This is a genomic window from Candidatus Methylomirabilota bacterium (genome assembly GCA_035315345.1).
Taxonomy (GTDB): domain Bacteria; phylum Methylomirabilota; class Methylomirabilia; order Rokubacteriales; family CSP1-6; genus CAMLFJ01.
Genome location: DATFYA010000201.1, coordinates 1 through 21,441, shown reverse-complemented (window position 1 = coordinate 21,441; position 21,441 = coordinate 1). Strand labels below are relative to the sequence as shown.

17 protein-coding genes and 1 pseudogene are annotated in these 21,441 nt (G+C 71.5%); 10 read left to right on the top strand and 8 right to left on the bottom strand.

The features are described 5' to 3' along the window. The first annotated feature begins 63 nt into the window (after positions 1 to 63). Positions 64 to 942, top strand: a complete 879-nt coding sequence (gene nudC / locus VKN16_25980) for an NAD(+) diphosphatase (protein HME97670.1) — start codon at positions 64 to 66, stop codon at positions 940 to 942. A gap of 26 nt (positions 943 to 968) precedes the next feature. Beyond that, positions 969 to 2,312, top strand: coding sequence for a M20/M25/M40 family metallo-hydrolase (locus VKN16_25975; protein ID HME97669.1), 1,344 nt, complete (start codon positions 969 to 971; stop codon positions 2,310 to 2,312). A 102-nt stretch (positions 2,313 to 2,414) separates the two neighbouring features. On the opposite strand, the gene VKN16_25970 is transcribed toward VKN16_25975, so the two are convergent. Next, positions 2,415 to 3,755 (bottom strand): aspartate aminotransferase family protein, encoded by a 1,341-nt coding sequence (locus VKN16_25970; GenBank protein HME97668.1) that lies wholly within the window; start codon positions 3,753 to 3,755, stop codon positions 2,415 to 2,417. Positions 3,756 to 3,947: 192 nt separating this feature from the next. Between VKN16_25970 and VKN16_25965 the strand changes: the two genes are divergently transcribed. Continuing rightward, entirely contained in the window at positions 3,948 to 6,671 is a 2,724-nt protein-coding gene (locus VKN16_25965; GenBank protein HME97667.1) for a GAF domain-containing protein, read from the top strand. Here VKN16_25965 and VKN16_25960 read toward each other — a convergent pair whose 3' ends face one another. From VKN16_25960 to VKN16_25950, 3 genes are all read right to left on the bottom strand, one after another. Beyond that, positions 6,672 to 8,030, bottom strand: coding sequence for an SLC13 family permease (locus tag VKN16_25960; GenBank protein HME97666.1), 1,359 nt, complete (start codon positions 8,028 to 8,030; stop codon positions 6,672 to 6,674). Between the two features lie 61 nt (positions 8,031 to 8,091). After that, positions 8,092 to 8,268 carry a hypothetical protein gene (locus VKN16_25955; protein ID HME97665.1) on the bottom strand — a complete coding sequence of 59 codons (177 nt, stop codon included), beginning with the start codon at positions 8,266 to 8,268 and terminating at the stop codon, positions 8,092 to 8,094. A 117-nt stretch (positions 8,269 to 8,385) separates the two neighbouring features. After that, on the bottom strand, positions 8,386 to 9,582 hold the full coding sequence (locus VKN16_25950) for a CoA transferase (protein ID HME97664.1): 1,197 nt from the start codon (positions 9,580 to 9,582) through the stop codon (positions 8,386 to 8,388). A gap of 135 nt (positions 9,583 to 9,717) precedes the next feature. On the opposite strand from VKN16_25950, the gene VKN16_25945 reads away from it, so the two are divergent. Then, positions 9,718 to 10,860, top strand: coding sequence for an amidohydrolase family protein (locus VKN16_25945; GenBank protein ID HME97663.1), 1,143 nt, complete (start codon positions 9,718 to 9,720; stop codon positions 10,858 to 10,860). A 58-nt stretch (positions 10,861 to 10,918) separates the two neighbouring features. Here VKN16_25945 and VKN16_25940 read toward each other — a convergent pair whose 3' ends face one another. The 4 genes and pseudogenes from VKN16_25940 to VKN16_25925 all read right to left on the bottom strand — a co-directional run bounded on the left by VKN16_25940 (position 10,919) and on the right by VKN16_25925 (position 13,826). Further along, positions 10,919 to 11,980 carry a class I SAM-dependent methyltransferase gene (locus VKN16_25940; protein HME97662.1) on the bottom strand — a complete coding sequence of 354 codons (1,062 nt, stop codon included), beginning with the start codon at positions 11,978 to 11,980 and terminating at the stop codon, positions 10,919 to 10,921. A gap of 274 nt (positions 11,981 to 12,254) precedes the next feature. Then, entirely contained in the window at positions 12,255 to 13,064 is an 810-nt protein-coding gene (locus tag VKN16_25935) for an alpha/beta hydrolase (GenBank protein HME97661.1), read from the bottom strand. Positions 13,065 to 13,068: 4 nt separating this feature from the next. Further along, positions 13,069 to 13,353, bottom strand: a pseudogene (locus VKN16_25930) (DUF4242 domain-containing protein). A gap of 2 nt (positions 13,354 to 13,355) precedes the next feature. Beyond that, positions 13,356 to 13,826, bottom strand: coding sequence for a cupin domain-containing protein (locus VKN16_25925; protein HME97660.1), 471 nt, complete (start codon positions 13,824 to 13,826; stop codon positions 13,356 to 13,358). Between the two features lie 439 nt (positions 13,827 to 14,265). Here VKN16_25925 and VKN16_25920 point away from each other — a divergent pair, with 439 nt between their 5' ends. The 6 genes from VKN16_25920 to VKN16_25895 all read left to right on the top strand — a co-directional run. Continuing rightward, positions 14,266 to 15,252: an ROK family protein gene (locus tag VKN16_25920; protein ID HME97659.1), complete on the top strand. Its 987-nt coding sequence runs from the start codon at positions 14,266 to 14,268 to the stop codon at positions 15,250 to 15,252. A gap of 13 nt (positions 15,253 to 15,265) precedes the next feature. Then, positions 15,266 to 17,335, top strand: a complete 2,070-nt coding sequence (locus VKN16_25915; protein ID HME97658.1) for an alpha/beta fold hydrolase — start codon at positions 15,266 to 15,268, stop codon at positions 17,333 to 17,335. Between the two features lie 12 nt (positions 17,336 to 17,347). Further along, positions 17,348 to 19,441: an alpha/beta fold hydrolase gene (locus tag VKN16_25910; GenBank protein ID HME97657.1), complete on the top strand. Its 2,094-nt coding sequence runs from the start codon at positions 17,348 to 17,350 to the stop codon at positions 19,439 to 19,441. After that, positions 19,438 to 19,962 carry a carboxymuconolactone decarboxylase family protein gene (locus VKN16_25905; GenBank protein ID HME97656.1) on the top strand — a complete coding sequence of 175 codons (525 nt, stop codon included), beginning with the start codon at positions 19,438 to 19,440 and terminating at the stop codon, positions 19,960 to 19,962. The genes VKN16_25910 and VKN16_25905 overlap by 4 nt, the downstream gene beginning before the upstream one ends. A 17-nt stretch (positions 19,963 to 19,979) precedes the next feature. Beyond that, on the top strand, positions 19,980 to 20,543 hold the full coding sequence (locus tag VKN16_25900) for an OsmC family protein (GenBank protein HME97655.1): 564 nt from the start codon (positions 19,980 to 19,982) through the stop codon (positions 20,541 to 20,543). 9 nt (positions 20,544 to 20,552) lie between these two features. Beyond that, a partial coding sequence (locus VKN16_25895; protein ID HME97654.1) for a hypothetical protein occupies positions 20,553 to 21,441 on the top strand: 889 nt, incomplete at its 3' end.

Genomic DNA, 21,441 nt, shown 5'->3' with positions numbered 1-21,441 from the left:
CGGCCAACTGGAATCGGGCGTCGGCCCGTCGCGGGAGATTTCGGCGTGATAGACTCGGCGCGCATGATTCCGCTGTCGGTCTACCTCCCGTTCAACATGGACTGCCTGCGCGGCGATTTCACGCCGGCCAAGCGCGGCGGCGGTCCGCCCGCCGGCGCCGGGCGATGGCTCATCCTGCAGGAGCAGAAGCTGCTGGTGGCTCCCGACGGCGACGGCTTCCGGCTGCCGGCGGGCGGCGCGGCCGGAGAGCCGCCGCCCGGAGTGACCGGGCTCGGCCCGCGCTACTGGCTCGGCACGTGGGCCGGCGAGCCGTGCTGGGTCGCCGCGCTGCCGAAGGACGTGCCCGAGCCGGCGGGGCTGCGGCCGGAGACTGTCGTGCCGATGCAGGGCACGCGGCTGCCGGACGACCTGCTCACCCTGGGCGGCATGGCGATGCAGCTGCTCTGGTGGGAATCGACCAGCGGACACTGTCCCCGCTGCGGGGCGCCGACCGGCCGGCTCGACGGCGAGTGGGGAAAGCGCTGCGACGCCTGCCGCTACGAGCACTATCCGCATCTGCATCCCGCGGTGATCGTGCTGGTGCGCGACGGCGACCGCGTGCTGCTGGCCCGCAAGGCGATCTGGGCGCCGGGCCGCTACGCGCTAGTCGCGGGCTTCGTGGACAACGGCGAGTCACTCGAGGGCTGCGTGGCCCGCGAGGTGAAGGAGGAGGTCGGCGTCGACGTCAAGAACATCCGGTACGTGGGCAGCCAGAACTGGCCGTTCCCCAGCCAGATCATGATCGGCTTCGTCGCCGACTACGCGGGCGGCGAGATCACCATCGACGGCGAGGAGCTCGAGGACGCGCGGTGGTTTCCGCGCACCGAGATGCCGGTGGGTCCGGCCCGCCACTCCATCGCGGGCTGGATCATCCGCAACTTTTCGGGCACCGCGGCCACCTAGCGTCCGACGATCGAGGAGCAGGAGCCATGCGCGACGAGCAGAGCATCGAGACCGAAGCCACCGAGCTGCTGAGGACCCTGATCCGCAACCAGTGCGTCAACGACGGCACGGTGGCGTCGGGGCACGAGACGCGCAGCGTCTCGGCGCTGGAGGCCTACTTCAACGGCGCCGGCGTGGCCTGCGAGCGCTACACCTCCGAGCCGGGGCGCGAGAGCCTCATCGCGCGGATCGAGGGATCGGACCCGACGGCGCCGCGCCTGCTCCTGATGGGCCACACCGACGTGGTGCCGGTGAGCCCGGAGGGCTGGCGGCGCGATCCGTTCGGAGGCGAGCTGGTGGACGGCGTGGTCTGGGGCCGCGGGGCGATCGACATGCTCAACCTCACCACCACGATGGCGGTCGCCACCCGGCGCCTCGCCCGCGACGGATTCCGGCCGCGCGGCACCCTCATCTACCTCGCGGTCGCCGACGAGGAGGCGGGCGGCACCTACGGCGCCGGCTACCTGGTGGACCGCCGCCCCGAGATGGTGAAGGCCGACTACGTCATCACCGAGAGCGGGGGCGTGCCGATCCCCACCGGCCGCGGCCACGTTCTCGGGGTGACCGTCGGGGAGAAGGGCGCGAACTGGCGGCACCTCACGGTGGCCGGCACGCCCGGCCACGGCTCACGGCCGTTCCGCACCGACAACGCGCTGGTGACCGCGGCGGAGGTCGTGCGCCGCATCGCGGCCTATCAGCCGAAGACGCGCATCCTCGACGTGTGGCGCGAGTACGTCCGATCGATGGAGCTGGGGCCCGAGCTGACCCGCGGGTTGACCGAGCCCGAGCACGTGCTCGAGACGGTGCGCGGGATGGACAACCTGGCGCTGGCCCGCGAGGCGCACGCCTGCACCCACACCACCTTCTCACCCAACGTCATCCACGGCGGCGTGAAGACCAACGTCATCCCGGACCGCGTGGAGATCGACGTGGACATCCGCGCCCTGCCCGGCGTGACCAGCGAGGACGTCGACGCGATGCTCGCGGAGGCGCTCGGCGACCTGGCGCCGCGGGTGACGATCCGGCGGGGCCGCGGGCAGTCGGGGTCGCTCAGCACGCACGACACCCCGCTGGTCGCCGCGATGGAGCGCGTGACCTCGCGCCTGATGCCGGGCAGCCGCGTGGTGCCCAAGATGACCACCGGCGGGACCGACGCGAAGTTCTGGCGGTGGCAGGGCGTGCCCGCCTACGGCTTCGGCCTGCAGTCGCTCCGCATCCCCTACACCGAATACCCGCTCATGTTCCACGGCCACAACGAGCGCGTTGACACCGAGAGCCTCCGGCTCTCCACCATGATGTGGGAGACCCTCGCCCGCGACTTCCTCGCCTAGCCTGGTCGCCTGGGCTGGGGTCAGGTCTTGCATTACGACATTTCCGGGCGGGCGCGTCGCCGCGCCGCCTAGAAAATGTCGTAATGCAAGACCTGACCCCGTCTAGAGGTCCTTCTGCAGGGAGTCGATGCAGTCGGCGACGATGGCGACCAGCTCGTCGACCTCGGCGGCGGTGATGCAGAGCGGCGGGGCGAGGCGCAGCACGGTGCCGCGCGCGTAGACGATGGCCCCGCGGTTCCAGGCCTTGCGGTCCAGCTCGGCCACGTGCTTCTGGGCCAGCGGCTTGCCCGAGCCGTCGGGCTCGACGAAGTCCACGCAGACCAGCAGTCCGCGGCCACGCACGTCGCCCACGATGGGGTGCTTGCCCACCGCGCGGCGCAGGCCGTCCACCAGCCGCTCGCCCATGGCCGCCGCGTTGGCCACCAGGTTGTCCTGCTCCATGATCCGCAGATTGGCCAGTGCGGCCGCGCACGCGACCGGATGCGCGGCGTAGGTGTTCGGGTGGACGTTCTCCTGGGTGGTCGTGTCGGAGAACGCCTCGGCGAGCCGGGTCCGCGCGATGCTGGCCGAGAGCGGGATGTAGCCCGAGGTGATGCCCTTGGCCACCGATAGGAGATCCGGCACGACCTGATCGTGCTCGACCGCGAACCACCGGCCGGTGCGCCCGAAGCCGGTGATCACCTCGTCGGCGATCAGCAGGACGTCCAGCTCGTCGCACAGCGCCCGCACCGCCCGCAGCCAGCCGATCGGGGGCATGATGAAGCCACCCGACGAGAGCACCGGCTCCATGATCACCGCGGAGACGGTCTCCGGCCCCTCGCGCACGATGGCCTCGCGCAGCTCGGCGATACGGCGCGCGATCAGATCGGCTTCGGTGCCGCCCTGCAAATCGCGGAAGGGATGCGGCGGCGCCACCTTGGCGAAGCCGGGCACCGCCAGCGGCGCGTAGGCCTGCGAGAGGTGCGGCAGGCCGCAGACCGCGAACGTGCCCATGGTCGCGCCGTGATAGCCGCCCTGCAGCGAGATGACCTTGTGCTTGGCCGACTTGCCGGAAGCGAGCCAGTACTGCCGGGCGATCTGCATCGAGCGCTCGTTGGCCTCGGACCCGCTCACCGCGAACATGGTGTAGCGCAGATCGCCGGGCGTGAGGGTCGAGAGCTTCTCGGCCAGCTCGGCGGCAGGGCGGTTGGAGAACTGTCGCGTGGTCGGGTAGTAGGCGAGCCGCACCGTCTGCTCCGCGATGGCCTCCGCGATCTCGCGCCGCCCGTGGCCCACGTTGACCACCGCGAGTCCGGCGAAGCCGTCCATCAGCTTCTTGCCCTGCTCGGTCCAGACCCACACGCCCTCGGCCCGGTCGATGACCAGCTCCTCGTCGGAGAGGAACGGGTGGTCCTGCGTCTTGTGGGTCCAGAGGTGCCTGATGGCCTTCGCGTCGGTGGTCATGGATTCGTCTCCGGCAAGGGTGCGCCGCTCGTCTGGTGAGCCGCCATCCTAGCACTGCCCGGTGCTGATTTTCAGCCACCGGCTGACACTTTGCGCCGGCGAGCCGGGCGGGACACCCGGGATTTGACCCGGCATTCCGGCAGGTTACCCGTGGCCTGCTCCTTGCTCCTCCATGGCGGGTCGGACCCCACGATGAACACCAGCAGACACGACGCGGCATCGACGAGATCGCTCAGCGGTACGGACGCGGCCGAGATCGCGTCGCTCCGCGCGCGCCTGCGGCGGCTCGAGCAGGAGAACCTCCGGCTGCTCGACGACGAGCGCGCCCGTCAGCAGGAGACCAAGGCGCTGGCCGGCATCGGCCGCCTCTTGTCAGAGCGCCTCGAGCCCGACGTGGTCGGCCAGCGCATCGCGGAAAGCCTCCGGTCGCTGCTCGACGGCCGCTCCGCCGTCGTCTACCGCATCGACACCGACACCGCGAATCTCCTCGCGCTGGCCGTGTCGCAGGAGGCCGAGCCGGGCACCGGCTGGCGGCCGGTCCGGCCGGTGGGATCGGGCGCGCTCGGTCTGGCCATTCGCGATCGCCGCACCGTCACGACGCCGGACGCACTCGCCGACGCGCGGGTCGAGATCACCCCGGAGCTGCGCGCGCACCTGGAGAAGCTGCAGGACCGCGCGGTGCTCGCGGTGCCGCTCCTCACCCAGCATCGCCTCATCGGGGTGCTGGCGGTGCGAAACGTCACCGGCACCGTGTTCGACGCGCGCGCGGTCCAGCTCGCCGAGACGCTCGCCGATCAGGCCGCGCTCACCCTCGAGCAGGCGCGCCTCTTCGCCGAGCAGGAGCAGCGGCGCCGCGAGGCGGAGGTCCAGGCCGACCTGGCCCGGACGATCGGCGAGACCCTCGACCTCGAGACGGTGCTGCGACGAGTGACCGGGGCCGCCAAGGAGCTGTGCCGGAGCGACGGCGCGGTCATCGGCCTTCGGATCGCGGGATCGGACGCCGTGCTCCTGCGCTCGTGGACCGAGCCCTGGTACGACGCCCTCGTGGCCACCCGCATCCTGCCCGGCAAGGGACTGGGCGGCCACGTGCTCGCCGACGGACGGCCGTGCCGCACCGGCGACGACATCGGCGGGCCGCGAGTCGGCGACCATTATCACGAGCAGATCAGCCGGCTCGGCATCCAGGCCCAGATGGCGGTGCCGGTGCTCATCGACGGGCGCGTCGAGGGGCTGCTCTACGTGGACAACCGCTCGGCCCGCACCTTCAGCGACCAGGACGAGGCGATCCTGGTGCGCCTGGCCGCCCAGGCCGCGCTGGCCATCCGCAACGCGACCCTCTTCGCCGACGAGCAGCTGGCCCGCGGCACCGCCGAACGCCTCGTGCGCGCGCTCCGCGAGAGCCAGGAGCGGTTCCAGTTCGTGGCCCGCGCCACCAACGACGCGGTGTGGGACTGGGATCTGGTCAGCGACGAGCTGTGGTGGAACGAAGGCGTGCAGACCCTCTTCGGCTACGCGCCGGAGCAGATCGGGCCCGACGTGTCCTGGTGGCACGACCGCATCCACCCCGAGGATCGCGAGCGCGTGGTGCGGGACATCCGCGCGGCGGTCGACCGCGGCAGCGAGAGCTGGAGCGCAGAATATCGGTACCGGCGCGCGGACGGCTCGTACGCCCGCGTGTTCGACCGCGGCTACGTGCTGCGCGACAGCGAGGGGCGCGCGACCCGGATGATCGGCGCGATGATGGACATCACCCAGCGCAAGCAGCTCGAGGACGAGCTGCGGCAGGCTCAGAAGATGGAGGCGGTGGGACTGCTGGCCGGCGGCGTGGCCCACGACTTCAACAACCTGCTCACCGTCATCGCCGGCCGGACCCACCTGCTGCTGGCCAAGCTCAAGGCGGACGATCCGTCCCGCCGCAGTGTCGAGCTGATCCAGAAAACGTCGGACCGCGCGGCCGCCCTCACCCGCCAGCTCCTGGCCTTCAGCCGAAAGCAGGTGCTGCAGCGCAAGGTCCTCGACCTCAACGCCACCGTGGCCGAGGTGAGCGGGATCCTGCGACGACTGATCGGCGAGGACGTCGAGCTCCTGCTGACCCTCGGCCCGCGCGCCGGCTGCGTCAACGCCGATCCCGGTCAGCTCGAGCAGGTGCTGCTGAACCTGGCGGTCAACGCGCGCGACGCGATGCCTCGGGGAGGCACGCTGAGCCTCGAGACCGACCAGGTGCGGCTCGACGCGGCGCCGGCCGGCCGACCCGACGCGCTGCCGCCCGGCCCGTACGCGGTGCTGCGCGTGATCGACACCGGCACCGGCATGGACGAGGCGACCCAGGCCCGCATCTTCGAGCCGTTCTTCACCACCAAGGAGCGCGGCAAGGGCACCGGCCTCGGCCTCTCGATGGTGCACGGCGTCGTGCGCCAGCACGGGGGCACCATCACGGTGCGCAGCACGGTGGGCGCCGGGGCCACGTTCGAGATCTACCTGCCGCAGGTCGAGGTGGCGCCCGACGGCGAGGAGCCCGGCGAGCCCGCGCGGCCCGCGGCCGGGCACGAGACGGTGCTGCTGGTCGAGGACGAGGACGACGTGCGCGCGCTGGCCCGCGAGGTCCTCGAGCGGCAGGGCTACACGGTGGTGGAGGCGCCCGACGGCGCGCAGGCTCTCTCGCTCTTCGAGCGCGACGGCCGCCGTATCGACCTCATCCTTACCGACGTGGTCATGCCTCGCATGAGTGGCCGCGAGCTGGTGGATCGCGTGCGGGCGAGCCGCCCGGCCATGCCGGTGCTCTACATGTCCGGCTATACCGAGGACGCCATCGTGCGCCACGGGGTGCGCGACGCGAGCCTGCTCCTGCTCAGCAAGCCGTTCGGCCCCGCCGACCTGGTGCGCAAGGTCCGCGAGGTCCTCGACAAATCCCGCTAGCTACCGCGTCACCAGCGGCTCGCCGATCAGCTTCCAGTAGGGGAGCGCCACCGCCAGCACCACGAGGGCGGCCAGCACGGTCATCAGCAGCCCGAAGCGGAAGATCTCGCCGGCCGTGAGATGCCCGCGCTCGTACACGACGAGCGACGAGCCGCTCTGGGCCGGGTAGTAGAGCACCGCGTCCCCCGCGATCGTCACGATCAGCCCGCACAACACCGGATTCAGTCCCGACGCCACGCCCGCCGACATCGCGACCGGGATGGTGGTGGCGAGGAAGCCGGTGATGTTCGGGATCATCAGGCGCACCACCGCGGAGGCGGCGAGCAGCACGCCCACCACCATCAGCGGGGTCTGGGCCACCCCGTGCGCGGCCCCGACCACGCCGGCGGCCAGCCAGTCGCTGGCGCCCGAGCGCGACAGGGCCTGGGCCAGCGAGAGCGAGGCCGCGATGACGAAGAAATTGCTCCAGCCCACCTCCTGCTCGAACTCCCGCCAGGTGAGCACACCCCAGCGCGGCATCAGATAGCCGATCCACGCGAGCAGCGCGGGCAGGGTCGGATGCCAGTGGTGCAGCGAGTCGGTGAGCCAGAGCAGCCCCGCGCCGGCGGTGATGAGCGCGGCGCGCAGCTCGACCGCGGTGAGCGGCCGCCGGTCCGCCGCTGGCGGCACCGCGACCTCGTCCCGGAAGCCGTGACGATACCGCAGGTAGATCGCGATCGAGGCCAGCGCGAGCAGCGCCGCGTAGGGCACGCACATGAGCACGAGCCAGTGCGACCAGGAGATGGCGCCGATCAGCCCGGCGGCCACGATCGGGGTGATGCCGCCGGTGAGGAACACGGTGGAGGACAGGCGGTTCACCGAGTTCAACACCAGCATGATCGCGCGCGACAGGGGCGCGCCGCGCGGCACCCGGCCCAGCTCCAGCGCCTGGTCGTAGACGTGCACCAGGATGCCGGTGCGCGTTGTGGCCGACGGCAGGATCAGCGTGAGCGGGATCAGCGCGAGCAGCAGATGCCCGTAGAGGGCGCCCGCGCGCCCGCGGCCCCGGGCCAGGAGGACACGCGCCACCCGCTCGGCCAGGCCGCTGCGGGCCACCGCCACGCCCATCGTGAGCACGCCGATCAGGAAGTAGGCGATCGGATCCGCGAAGCCCACCAGTGCCTCGCGGATCCCCGGCACCGCGCGGGTGAACACCAGCGCCACGATCGCCACCACGCCGGTCACGCCGGGAGGCAGCGTCTCGAGCCCCCACAGGCCGATGGCCAGCACGATGACCGCGAGGACGCGCTGGCCGTCGACGCTGAGACCGGCCGGGGTGGGCGCGGCCAGCACCGCCAGGCTTCCGAGCAGCGGGATCACAGCGCGGAAGCCTGACGGTGGGCGCACCGGGCAACAATACTACCAGTGACCGTCGTGGCGATTACCAGTGACCGTAGTAGCGGGGCGCGTACCAGCCGGGCGCGTAGCCCGGGTGGGCGGGATAGACGTAGGTGATGCGCGGCCGAGGCCGGGGCACGTACGCGAACGGCGGCGCCAGCGGCACCACCGCGCAGCCGGCCAGCAGCAACGCGGCCAGTGGAATCCAGAGCCATCGCATGATCGGATCCTCCTCGTCCGATCAGACGGGCGCGCCCACTCCGAATATTCCGGGCCCCGCGCGTAAACGCGCGGGGAGAATGGCGCGTCTAGATCTTTGGGCGCGACGTCGCGGCGTCTAGCGCGGCTGCTCGCCGAGCACGATGACGCCGGCCGCCGCGAGCCGGTCGATCTCCTCGGCGGAGAGTCCCATCTCGCGCAGCACCTCGGCGGTGTGCTGGCCGAGCAGGGGCGCCGGCCGATCGATACGCGGCGGCGTGCCCGAGGCCTGTCCGGGGAACGCGAGCATCTTCACCTTGCCCGCGCCGGGCTGCTCGACCTCGGCCACGAGCCCCAGGTGGCGAACCTGCGGGTCCTCGAACACCTCATGGAACTCGTAGATCGGTCCCGCGGCCACCCCGGCCTTCTCGAGGCGCGTCACCCAGTCGGCCACCGACCCCCCGCTGGCGAAGATGCCCTCGACCCGCGCCTTGAACGTCGCGTGATTTTCCAGGCGCGCCGCGTTCGTGGCGAAGCGCGGATCGGTCTCCATCTCGTGGTCGCCGAGCGCGGCGCAGAAGCGGCCCCACTGGTCCGGGTTCAGCAGCACCACGTTGATGAAGCCGTCGCGGGCCTGGAACGCTTCCGCGGGCGACAGATGCAGGTTGCGGTTGCCCGCGCGCTTCGGCCGCTCGCCGGTGTCGAAGAAGATCGCGACCGGATCGGGCAAGAGACCGAGGCTCGCGGTGACCAGGCTCACGTCGACGTGCTGGCCTTCACCGGTGCGGAGACGATGGACCAGCGCCGCGTTGATCATGCCGAAGGCCATGTAGGAGGCCGCGACGTCGGAGATCGAGCCGCCCACCCGGGTCGGTGGATGCCCCGGCATGCCGGTGAGGGCCATGAGCCCGCTCATGCCCTGCGCGATCGTGTTGTAGCCGGGCTTGCGGGCGAGGGGGCCGGTCTGGCCGAAGCCGGTCACCGAGGCGTACACCACTGCCGGATTCACCGCGCGGATCGCCGCGTAGCCCAGGCCCAGCCGCTCGGCCACGCCGGGCAGGAAGTTCTCGAGGACGACGTCGGCGCGGCGGGCCAGTTCGAACGCCAGCCGCGCGCCCTCGGGCTTTTGCAGATCCACCGCGATGCCGCGCTTGTTGCGGTTGACCGCCGCGAAGGAGGCGCTCATCTGCCCGTTGCCGCGGAGCGCCCGCATGTCGTCGCCGCGGCCGGGCCGCTCCAGCTTGATCACGTCGGCGCCGAGGTCGCCCAGCAGCGCGGCCGCGTACGGACCGGCGATCACGCGCGAGAGGTCGAGGACGCGAATACCCTGGAGCATGGCGGCCCGGGCATGGTGCCGCGGCGGGCCGGCGGAGTCAAGACGCCGGGGCCGGCAGCTTGACGACGACTCCGCCGGTCGCTAGGCTCTCCCCACACGCGGAAGGACGCGGTTCACCGAGCCAAAGGGGGCGTCATGCGCTACCAACGGATCTCCGCCGACTGCCACATCGATCTGCCCTGGATCCCGCCCGACCTGTTCTCGTCGAATGCCTCGGCGGCGCTCCGGGACCGCATGCCCTACGTGAAGGACGGGCCCGACGGCCCGTACTGGACCGCGAAGAACGGCACCAGCTTCGGGCTCTGGGGCGGCGTGGGACCGGCGGGCCAGAAGTACGAGCCGGGCAAGCACCACCGCGTGGACGTCATGGCGGCGACCGGTCTCTATGACGACGGCCGCCAGGGCATCGCCCGGCCGACCACTCCCGAGCTGCGGGCGAAGGACATGGACCGCGACGGGGTGCAGGCCGAGGTCATCTACGGCATCCTCGGCGCGGCCACGCGGCTGAACGATCACGAGGCCGCCACCGAGATGTTCCACATCTACAACGACTGGCTGGTAGACTTCTGCCGGCACGACCCCGACCGCTTCATCGGCCTGGCCTGCCTGCCCTACGGCGACATCGACGCGGCGGTGCAGGAGGTCTACCGGGTGGCCAAGCTCGGGCTGCGGGGCATGGAGCTGTCGTGCTCCTGGGACATGGAGCCGATGTGGCATCCGACCTGGGAGCCCCTGTGGAAAGCGGTCAACGACGTGAACCTGCCGCTGCACTTCCACACCTTCCCGGCCCTGCCGCCCAGCGTGCTGGAGAAACAGAAGGGGCTCACCCGGCGCGCCGCGTTCTTCACGGTGGTCTCCGCGTTCCAGATGAACCTGGTCAACATCCTGGCCGCGATCATCGGGGCCGCGGTGCTCGAGCGCTACCCGAACGTGCGCATCGCCTTCGGCGAGTCCGGCATCGGCTGGGTGCCCTACGCGCTCGACCGCATGGACTTCGAGTGGGAGGACCGCTTCACCGACCTGGGCCTCACGATGAAGCCCAGCGACTACTGGCGGCGGCAGTGCAAGGCGACCTTCCAGTTCGACCGCATCGGCACCAAGCTGATCGAGGACATGGGCGTGGAGACGCTGATGTGGGGCTCCGACTATCCGCACGGCGACGGGGTGTGGCCCGACTCCACCAAGTACATCGCCGAGCAGTTCGGCCACCTGCCCGCCGAGGTCACCCGCAAGATCACCTGCGAGAACGCCGGCCACTTCTACGGCCTGCTGAAATAATCGGGGTCAGGTCTTGCATTACGACACATGTCGTAATGCAAGACCTGACCCCAGCCGGTTACGCGCGCGCTTCGAGGACCATGTTGGCGGGCGTCTCGGCGACGCGACGCACGCGCGAGAAGCCGGCCTCGCTCAGCACGTCACGGAGGCGCTTCTCGCCGGCCTGCGCGCCCAGCGCGAGTCCCACTTCCTGGCTGAGCGAGGCCGGCGTGCACAGCAGCGTCGACGCCCCGTAGTAGAGCCGTCCGATCGGGTTGAGGTTGTCCTCCAGCCGGTCGTTGGCGAAGGGCTCCACCAGCATCCACGTCCCGCCCGCGCCGAGCGACTGGCGCACGTGACGGGCCGCCCCGACTGGGTCGCCCATGTCGTGCAGGCAGTCGAAGAAGGTGACCAGATCGTAGCCGGTGCCCGGATAGGCCTTGGCCGAGGCCACCTCGAACGACACGCGATCCCCCACCCCCGCCTTGTCGGCGGCCCGCCGCGCCGCCTCGATGGAGGCGGGATGGTAGTCGAACCCGGTGATGGTCGCGCGCGAGAACGCCTGCGCCATGATGATGGTGGAGGCGCCGTGACCGCAGCCCACGTCGGCGATCCGCCCGCCCGCCTCGAGCCGCGCCTTCACACCGTCGAGCGCGGGGATCCACTGGCTGACCAGGTTCATCGCGTAACCCGGGCGGAAGAAGCGCTCGCAGCCCTCGAACACGCCGGGATCGTGCTCGTGCCAGCCCACGCCCTCGCCGGTGCGGAACGCGTCGGCGATCCGGGCCTCGTCGCGGATCGATCCCACGCCCAGCATGAACGCGCCCGGCAGGTCCGCGTCCAGCAGCAGGAACGCGTGCTCCGGCGGCAGCGTGAAGCGGCCGCTCGCCGCCTCGTAGGTCACGTACCCGCCCGCCGCCTGCGCGGAGAGCCACTCGCGGACGTAGCGCTCGCGTGCGCCGGTGCGCTCGGCCAGCTCCGCCGCGGTCATGGGCCCGCCGTCCGCGAGCGCGCGGTAGAGGCCCAGCTTGTCCCCGATCAGCACGAGGCCCGCGTGGAACGTCGCGGCCACGTCCTGGATCGCCTTGCCGAGAAACTCGTTCACCTTCGCCTGGTCCAGTGTCGCGTGCTGAGGTGCCATCGTTCATCCTCCTCTGGGCGCTTGGCCCGAATGATGGTGGCCAACGGCTTCAGGAAATTGCGAGCGCCGTGCCACGAGCCGGGCCGTCGTAAGGCCGCGTCGCGCCGGCGATCCCGACCGCGACGCCGGCGGCCCCTGCAAGGTCACGCGGCAACTCGTCCTCGTCTCGATTCGCGCGCTCATCAGTCGTTCCGGGAACTTGCGCGGGCTCGGCCCGCGGCAGACGAGCCTGCGGGAGCCGCAAGGCCGGCCTGCGGACCCCGCCCCCGCGAAGTCAATGCAGTGGCGCGCCATCGAGGTGGTGCTCGATGAGCGCGTTGATCCGGTCCGGGTGCGTGACCGGCGCCATGTGGCCCACGCCCTCGACCTCGATCACGGTCACGCGCGGCAAGACCTTCGTGAGCAGCCGCGCGACTTCCCGGCCCGACGCCGGCGACTCGGAGCCGGTCAGGTAGAGCACCGGGACGTCCAGATCCGCGAACGCGGACAGCGGCGTCGGCTCCCGGAACACGGCGTCCCACTCCGCCTTCACCGTGCTCATCGCGCCCGCGATGGCGTCGCGGCGCTGCGGCGGCATCCCCGCCCACGCGCCCGGCTCCATCCAGTAGTCCACGAACCGCTGCCCGGCTCCGTGCGGGTCGCCGCGCTCGAGCAGCAGGACGGTGTCGTCGCGCACCGCGGTGATCTCGCGGGCCGCCGGCTGGTCCGGATCCTCGGCCACCAGCACCGAGAAGAGCACCGGCTCGAACAGGACGAGCGACTCGACCCGCTCCGGCCGGGCGCACGCCGCGGCCAGCGCGACCGCCCCGCCGTAGGAATGGCCGACCAGATGATAGCGGGCGCCGGCGGCGGCCAGCACCGGATCGAGCCGCGCCACCTCGTCGGCCAGCGACATCGGCCGGAGCGCCGGCCAGGTCGGGCTCTTGCCCGAGCCGTAGAGATCCGCCGCGAGCGTGCGGTAGCGGCAGCCCAGGCGGTCCATCAGGGGCCGCCACTGGGCCGACGAGCTGGCGCTCGAATGCAGGCAGACGATCGAGGTCCCGTGGCCCGACTCACGAAAGGTCGCGCGCGGATGGTCCATCATCCGATCACCTCGAGACCGCCTCGGCGGTCGTCGGATCGATCACGTCACGGACCTCGGAGATCCGGTTGCACGGGAAGCCGCCCTGCGCGGCGTGCTGCTGGATGAGGTCCGGGCTCGCCGCGATGTAGACGCAGTACAGCCGGTCGCCGGTCCCAGAGCTCGTCAGTCACTGGATGTCCGGGCCGAGGTTGCGCAGGACCTCACAGGACCGCGCGGCGGCTTTCTGCAGCTTCTCCGGACCCCAGGAGCCGATCCCCGGGATCTCGCGCTCGATCACGACTCTGGGCATCTCTACTTTTTCCTCCGTGGATCGTCGGCCGGGTCGACGAAGGTCAGGTCGGTTGGCCCCACGCCGTGCACCTGCACGACCGTCTCCTGGGCGCCGGCCCAGGCGAAGTGGGGGTGCTGGGGCGGGATCGAGACGAACCCGCCGACCGGCAGCTCGTGCCCCGCGCGCGGATCGAACTTCTCCCCCACGCCGATGAAGAAGGATCCCGCGAGCACGGTGACGTTCTCGCTGGCCTTGTGCGTGTGCGGCGGGATCTTGTAGGCCGGCGGCATCTTGATGCGGTAGACGAACGGGCCGGCCGTGCTGGGATCGCCCTGCACCACCGCGAGCCGCGCGCCGGGCAGCACGGGAGGCTCCACCCACTTGAGGGTCTCCGGCATGGAGACGGTGTGCGCCGGCTGCTGCGCATGCAGCTGGAGCGCGGCGAAGAGCATCATGACGAGGAGCCCGAGGACCAGGTAGCTGCGACGCATGGCCATTTCCTCCCGTTGGAGTTGTCGACTGCTGGCCTCGGCGGCTCGCAAGCGACGTGCCCGAGTGGAACGTCGCGAGATCTCGCACGGGCCGGGCGGCCGAGGCAATGTCGTCTTGCGCGCCGGCCCCGAGCGATCGGAGGAGGCGCTCTTGATTTCGCCACGTTGGCCCCGCAAGCTGTCCTGGCGGGTCGGGCCCGTGAACGTGCCGTCACGGATGGCAGGTACGTCGGCGCCGGCGCGGAGGGCATCCGGACCTTGCACGGTCGTCGGACGGGCCCGCCATGGTACCTTGCGGAGTCCGAGGCCAGTTCCGATGAGCGCTTACCGTGCCGCCACCGCCGCTTCCGCAAGCCGGGCTTGCGCCGCGGAGCGCGGCGAGTCCCTAGCTGTAAGGGCTTTCTCGATGGCACACCGCTTGCCCGGTTGAGGACGCACGATGGACGCAACGGGTCCGGTTGTCGGCGTGGACGTGGGGGCCTCGACGATCTCGGCCGGGCTGGTGCGCCGCGACGGCACCATTCTCACCGCGGCGCAGGCGCCGACCCTGGGCGAGGGCGCGGTGGTCGACACGATCCTCGCGCTGGTCGATCGCACCCTGGCGACGGCGCGCGAGCGCGCCGTCGAGGTCTCCGGCATCGGCATCGGCCTTCCCGGCCTCGTGGACGTCGAGAAGGGCTTCATGCGGTCGATCCCGCGGTCCTGGCTGGCCGAGCTCTGCGACGTGCCGCTGGCCGCTCTCATCCAGGAGCGCAGCGGGCATGCCGTCTTCGTCGACAACGACGTCAACGCCCTGTCCCTGGCCGAGTGGATGTTCGGGCTGGGGCGCGGCGCATCCTCGCTGGTCACGGTGGCCATCGGCACCGGAATCGGCGCCGGGCTGATCCTCGATGGCCGCCTCGTGCGCGGCCACAACCAGATCGCCGGCGAGGTCGGCCACCTGTCCGTGAGCATCGACGGCCCCACGTGCGTGTGCGGGGGCATCGGCTGCCTCGCCACCTACGTCGCGGGCGGGATGATCGCGGACCGGGCGCGGGAACGGCTGGCCGGCTACCCGACCTCCACGCTGGTGGCGCGCGCCGGGGGGGACCCGGCCCTGATCGGCGCGCCACTGCTCTTCCAGGCCGCCGCGGAGGGCGACCCGCTCGCCCACGCGGTCGTGGACGACGCGTGCGAGGCGCTCGCGACCGGCATCGGCGGGATCGTGAACCTGTTGAATCCGGAAGTGATCGTGATCACGGGAGGCGTCGCGGTATCGCTCGCGCCCCTCCGGGACGACATCCTGCGCCGGGTTCGCCGCCGGGCGCTCGCCGCCGCCCTCGACGCCACCACGGTGCGGGTGGTGCCGAGCGACAAGCGCGGCACCGTGCGCGGCGGCGCCGCCCTCGTCCTCTACGAAACGGCGCGCCGCGCCCCGCATCCCTGAGCGAGAGGCCACGATGTACATCCACCGGCCGGACGCACGGATCTTCTACCAGGTGACGGGCAGCGGGACGCGGGACCTCTTCCTGTTGCCCCAGTGTCAGGTGGTCACCCACAGCCGAATGTGGAAGTACCAGATCCCGTACCTGTCGCGGTACTTCCGGGTGCTCACGATGGACCCGCGCGGCAACGGGCGCTCCGACCGGCCGCCCACCGGCTACGACGTGGACTCGCGGTACGGCGACTTCGTGGCCGTCGTCGACGAGGTGGCGCGGCCGCCCTTCGCCCTCGTCGCGTTCTCGTGCGCGGCTCCGCTGGCGTTCCGGTACGCGGTCGCCCACCCGGACCGGCTCTCGCACCTCATCTTGTTGTCCGGCCAGTACGCCGAGTCGGTGCCGCAGCCGTTCGAGGAGCGCGTCGCGCAGGTGATCCGCGGCGACTTCGACAACTGGCGGACGCGCCTGTTCAAGCGCATCTTCCCGGAGCCGCACTCGCTCAAGGGCATCGAGGACTGCGTGGGCTGGGCGGGCGAGACCACCCCCGACGTCCTGATCGAGTCGCTGCGGGCCATCGACGGCCTCGACGTCCACGAGCTGCTGGGGCAGATCCGCGTCCCGACCCTCGCGCTGCACGGCACCCAGGACAAGATCGTGCCGTACTCGCACGCCCAGAAGATGGTGGCAGCGATTCCGGGGGCGCGCCTGGTCACCTTCGACCGCGGCGGCCACGGGCTCTTCGGCCGCGACGCGGTGAAGGTCAATCGCCTCGTCCGCGACTTCGCCCTCGGCCGCGAGATCGAGGACGCCACGATCCCGGCCACCACCGAGCGGGCGGTCCCGACCCCGGAGCCGCGGCCGGTGGCCCGCCGCGCCCCCCGCGGCGGCCCGCGGCGGGTGCTCTGGCTCTCGAGCCCGATCGGCCTCGGCCACATCCAGCGCGACCTCGCGATGGCCCGGCGGCTGCGCGAGCTGAATCCGGACGTCACGGTGGATTTCCTCGCCGCGGAGCCGGCCGACCGCGTGGTGCAGCACTGGGGCGAGCGGCTGCACCCGGCGACCCGGCTCCTGCAGAACGAGACCAAGCACTTCGAGGGCTGGTCCGCGGACCACGAGCTGCACGCGTTCAACGCGCTCTGGGACATGGACGAGATCCTGACCGCCAACTTCATGACCCTCGCCGACGTGGTCGAGCGCGAGCGCTACGACCTGTGGGTGGGCGATGAGGGCTGGGACCTCGACTACTTCCTCCACGAGAACGCCGACCTCAAGCGGGCGCCCTACGTCTTCCTCACCGACTTCATCGGCGTGCTCCCGATGCGCGACGATCCGACCTCCACCGAGTTCATACGCTGCTGGGAGAAGAACGCGGAGAACATCGACCACCGGCGCCTGCACCCCGACGTCCGGGACCTCTCGCTCATGGTGGGCGACGAGGAGGACGTGCTCGACCGCGAGTTCGGTCCCGATCTGCCGAACATGCGCCAGTGGGCGCGCGAGCAGTTCCGCTTCCCGGGCTACACCTTCCACTTCGATCCCCGCGCCTTGCGCGACCGGGCCGCCCTGCGGGCGCGGCTCGGCTACCGCTCCGACGAGCGGGTGATCCTGGCCTCGGTGGGCGGCACGCGCGTGGGACGGAGCCTGCTGCGCAAGTGCGCGGAGGCCTTCAATCTCATCGCGTCGCAGGTCCCGGAGACGCGGCTGGTGCTGGTGGGCGGGCCGCGGATCGGCGAGGCGGAGCCGTCGTGGGGGCCGCGGGTCGAGGTGCGCGCGTACGTGCCCGATCTCTTCGAGCACCACGCCGCCGTCGATCTCGCGATCGTCCAGGGCGGGCTCAGCACCACCATGGAGCTGGCCGCGGTGCGCACGCCGTTCCTGTACTTCCCGCTGCGCCACCACTTCGAGCAGCAGCTGCACGTGGCGCGACGGCTCGATCGCCTCGGCGCGGGGGTGCGCCTCGACTACGACCACACGAGCCCGGAGGCCCTCGGGGCCGCGATGCTCGAGCACCTGGGCAAGCCGGTCCACTCCGCGGACATCCCGCTCGACGGGACCGACCGCGCCGCGCGGCTCATCGCCGGGCTGCTCTAGAGGCAGGCCTCCATGCGCGCGCGTCTGCCCGATCGCGAAGGTCACGTGGGGTCGCCCGGGACCCGCGTCTACTGGGAAGAGCACGGGCGGGGCGACCGCGCGGTGCTCTTCGTCCCCGCCTGGCAGATCGTCGATAGCCGCGTCTGGAAGATGCAGATCCCCTACTTCGCCCGCCACTTCCGGACGCTGACCTTCGACCCGCCGGGCACCGGCCGCTCGGACCGGCCCGCGACCGGCTACGATCACGACCGGATGGCCGATCACACCCGCGCGGTCCTGGACGCGGCCGGGGTCGAGCGCGCCGCCCTCGTCTGCCTCTCGCGCGGCGCCTGGGCGGGGGCGATCCTGGCGTCTCGTCACGCCGAGCGGGTCGAGCGGCTGGTCCTCACCGGCTCGGCGCTGTCCGACGAGCCGCGCGCCGACGATGATTTCTTGATGGTGCGCGATCGCTACGAGGGGTGGGAGAAGTACAACGCCCACTACTGGCGGACGCACTTCCGTGACTTCCTCGAGTTCTTCATGAGCCGGATGTTCACCGAGCCGCACTCCACGAAGCCGCGCGAGGACGCCGTCTCGTGGGGGCTCGGCACCACCCCCGAGGTGCTCATTGCCAGCACGCTCGAATGGGGGTGCCGGTCTTCGGCCGCCGAGCTGCTCGCCTCAGTGCGCGTCCCCACGCTGATCATCCACGGCACCGACGACGCGGTGCGGCCGTTCGCCCTGGCCGAGCACACGCACGCCGCGATCGCCGGATCCATCCTCCTGCCCTTCGAGGGCTCGGGACACTGCCCGCAGGCCCGCGACCCGGTCCGCTACAACCTGACGGTCCGCGACTTCCTCGAGCCGGCGGCCCCGCGGCCACGCCCATGGCGCCGCGCCCTGACGCGCCCGCGGCGCGCGCTGTTCATCTCGAGCCCGATCGGCCTGGGCCACTCGCTGCGCGACGTGGCGATCGCCCGCGAGCTGCGCGCGCTCCATCCCGATCTCGACATCCAGTGGCTCGCCCAGGACCCGGTGACGCGGGTGCTGCAGGCCCGGGGCGAGACGGTGCATCCGGCGAGCGAGCACCTGGCGGGAGAGTCCGCGCACATCGAGTCCGAGGCGGGCGAGCACGACGTCCACGTCTTCCAGGCGTGGCGAAACATGGACGAGATCCTGCTCGCCAACTTCATGGTGCTGCACGACCTGCTGGAGGCCGAGCCCTTCGACCTCGTCATCGGCGACGAGGCCTGGGAGACCGACTACTACTTCCACGAGAACCCCGAGCTCAAGCGCACCGCCTTCGCCTGGCTCACCGATTTCGTCGGCTGGCTACCCATGAACCCGGATCCGGCCTCTGCCGAGGCGCGGATCACCGCCGACTACAACGCGGAGATGATCGAGCAGGTCGCGCGCTTCCCGCGGGTGCGGGACCGCGCCCTGTTCGTGGGCGGCCGCGAGGACGTCGTGGACCGGCCCTTCGGGCCCGGGCTCCCCAACATCCGGGACTGGACCGCCGAGCACTACGACTTCGCCGGCTACGTGCTGCCCTTCGACCCGGCCGAGTTCGCGGATCGCGAGGGCCTGCGCGCGCGGCTGGGATTCCGGGTCGACCAGCGCGTGGTCCTGGCCGCGGTGGGCGGGACCGCGGTGGGCCAGCACCTGCTCCGCAAGGTCGTCGAGGCGTGCCCCGCGATGAAGCGCGGCGCGCCCGATCTCCGGGTCATCGTCATCACGGGCCCCCGGATCGATCCGGCCACGCTGCCCGCGGCGCCGGGCGTGGAGTACCGGCGCTTCGTGCCCGATCTGTACGCCCACCTCGCCGCGTGCGATCTGGCCATCGTGCAGGGCGGCCTCAGCACGTGCATGGAGCTGACCGCGACCCGGCGGCCGTTCATCTACGTCCCGCTGCGGAATCATTTCGAGCAGAACGTGCACGTGCCTCATCGGCTGGCCCGCTACGGGGCCGGCGTGCGACTGGACTACGCCGACATCAATCCGGAGACGCTGGCCCACGCGGTCGCGGACGGGCTCAAGCGTCCGGTCACCTACCGCGACGTCGAGACCGGGGGCGCCCGCCGGGCCGCCGAGATGCTCGCTCCGCTGCTGGAGGGCCGCCGCCGATGAGTCGCGCCCCCGCGCTCGAGCGGGACCAGGTGCCGGAGGACATCCGCGCGCTCTACGACATGGTGGAGAAGCTGCCGGGCGCGCCCCGGCTGACCGGGAAGACCCTGGCCCATTCGCCGCCGGCGTTGCGCCTCTTCCTCGAGGTCACCCGCGCCATGACCACGCTCACCCTGGATCCGCGCCTGCGGGAGCTGGCCTTCGTGGCCGTCTCCCGCCTGAACGGATCCGCGATCTGCGACACCTTCCACTCCTGGCTCGGACGGAAAGTCGGTCTGAGCGTGGAACAGCTCGCCGGGCTCGCCGACCCCGCCGCGAGCCCGGCGTACCGCGAGGTGGAGCGGCTGGTCATCCGGTACGCCGCGCAGCTGACCACGACCGGCCGAGTCGACGACGCGGTCCACGCGGCGCTGGCCGCCCAGCTGCCGACCCGCCAGCTCGTCGAGCTGGCGCTCACGGTGGCCGCGGCCCAGTTCAGCAACCGCGTGAACGCGGCCCTCGAGCTCGATCTGGAACACCCCTAACGGACGGAGGACATGCCATGGCCCTCGGACTCAACGACGTCGACGTGGACGGCATGAAGGAGATGGACCGCAAGATCCGCGAGAACCCGGCCCTCGGCAGGCGGACGGTGAAGCTGCGCTCGACGTGGCGGCGCGGGGCCAAGGCCCTCGTGGAGATCGGCGCCCAGGAGGCAATGGGCAAGCCGGCGACGCCGCCGACGCGCCGGTTCTTCATCACGGTGGACGCGCCGCCCGGCCTCGGCGGGGTGGACGCGGCGGCCACCGCGGCGGAGACGCTGGTCGCCTCGTTCGCGGGCTGCCTCACCTCGGGGATCGCGGCCAACGCCGCGCTGTTCGACGTGCCGATCGACGGCCTGAGCGTGGAGATGGAGGCCGACATCGACTTCCGCGGCCTGCTCGGCCACGACAAGTCGGTGCGCAACGGCTTCACCGACATCCGCTACACCGTGACGATCGAGAGCCCGGCCCCCGAGGAGAAGGTGCGGCGCTGCAAGGAGACGATCGACCGCAAGTCGCCGGTGGGCGACACGCTGGCGAACCCGGTGAAGATCACCTCGACGTTCGTGCACAAGCGGAGCTGACCGCCCCTCATGCCGGGAGAGATCAACTGCATCTTCACGAAGGGGCTGATTCCCTTCGTGGAGAAGGAGGTCGGCCCCGAGGCCGCCGCCGCGATCTGCCGCGCGGCCGGACGATCGCGCGACTACCTCATGGCCGACCACAACTGGATCCCGGCGGCGGTGGCCGATCAGCTGGTCACCCTGTGCCAGCAGCTGATGCGCGAGCCCGACCAGGAGCGCTGGGCCCGGCGGTACGGCGAGTCGTTCATGGACTGGAAGCCGCGCGAGGAGCGCTCCTATCTCGGCACCTATTCGATGGGCATCGGCAACCCGCGGGCCGCCTACGAGCGCGGGACCACGATCTACGGCAGCCAGAGCCGGGGCGTGCATCGGCTCGACATCCTGGAGGTCGGCCGGCACCGAGCCCTCTATCGCTGGACGCCCCTGCCCGGACAGACGATCACGGTCTGGAGCTGCACGTGGGTCAAGGTGCAGTGTGAGCGCTTTCCGACCAACTGGGGTCTCCCGCGCGCCGAGATCGTCGAGAGCACGTGCGCGGCGAGGGGCGGCGACGCGTGCCGCTGGGACATCCGCTGGCAGAACCCGTCGCGCGGAGCCCGCTTCTGGGCCCCGTCCCTGGCCGGCGGCGTCGTCTCCGCCCTGCTCGGGGTGGCCGGCGCCACCGCGGGAGGCGGCTGGCCGCTGCTGGCCGCCGCCCCGCTCCCGCTGATCGTGGGCGTGGCGCTCGGGCACTCGCGGCGCGAGAGTCATCAACGCCGGCACACCCAGCAGCTGCTCGACCTCCAATCCGAGGAGATCATCTATTCGAACCGCGAGCTGGAGAAGAAGTTCGCGGAGCTGGAGACGCGGATCGAGCAGCTCTCGCTCCTCACCGACCTCAGCGCCGCGGTGAGCGGCA

Excerpts from the sequence above, each read along its gene's own strand:
- nudC (HME97670.1), top strand. The coding sequence starts at position 64 with ATGATTCCGCTGTCGGTCTACCTCCCGTTCAACATGGACTGCCTGCGC.
- VKN16_25975 (HME97669.1), top strand. The coding sequence starts at position 969 with ATGCGCGACGAGCAGAGCATCGAGACCGAAGCCACCGAGCTGCTGAGG.
- VKN16_25970 (HME97668.1), bottom strand. The coding sequence starts at position 3,755 with ATGACCACCGACGCGAAGGCCATCAGGCACCTCTGGACCCACAAGACG.
- VKN16_25965 (HME97667.1), top strand. The coding sequence starts at position 3,948 with ATGAACACCAGCAGACACGACGCGGCATCGACGAGATCGCTCAGCGGT.
- VKN16_25955 (HME97665.1), bottom strand. The coding sequence starts at position 8,268 with ATGCGATGGCTCTGGATTCCACTGGCCGCGTTGCTGCTGGCCGGCTGC.
- VKN16_25950 (HME97664.1), bottom strand. The coding sequence starts at position 9,582 with ATGCTCCAGGGTATTCGCGTCCTCGACCTCTCGCGCGTGATCGCCGGT.
- VKN16_25945 (HME97663.1), top strand. The coding sequence starts at position 9,718 with ATGCGCTACCAACGGATCTCCGCCGACTGCCACATCGATCTGCCCTGG.
- VKN16_25940 (HME97662.1), bottom strand. The coding sequence starts at position 11,980 with ATGGCACCTCAGCACGCGACACTGGACCAGGCGAAGGTGAACGAGTTT.
- VKN16_25935 (HME97661.1), bottom strand. The coding sequence starts at position 13,064 with ATGATGGACCATCCGCGCGCGACCTTTCGTGAGTCGGGCCACGGGACC.
- VKN16_25925 (HME97660.1), bottom strand. The coding sequence starts at position 13,826 with ATGCGTCGCAGCTACCTGGTCCTCGGGCTCCTCGTCATGATGCTCTTC.
- VKN16_25920 (HME97659.1), top strand. The coding sequence starts at position 14,266 with ATGGACGCAACGGGTCCGGTTGTCGGCGTGGACGTGGGGGCCTCGACG.
- VKN16_25915 (HME97658.1), top strand. The coding sequence starts at position 15,266 with ATGTACATCCACCGGCCGGACGCACGGATCTTCTACCAGGTGACGGGC.
- VKN16_25910 (HME97657.1), top strand. The coding sequence starts at position 17,348 with ATGCGCGCGCGTCTGCCCGATCGCGAAGGTCACGTGGGGTCGCCCGGG.
- VKN16_25905 (HME97656.1), top strand. The coding sequence starts at position 19,438 with ATGAGTCGCGCCCCCGCGCTCGAGCGGGACCAGGTGCCGGAGGACATC.
- VKN16_25900 (HME97655.1), top strand. The coding sequence starts at position 19,980 with ATGGCCCTCGGACTCAACGACGTCGACGTGGACGGCATGAAGGAGATG.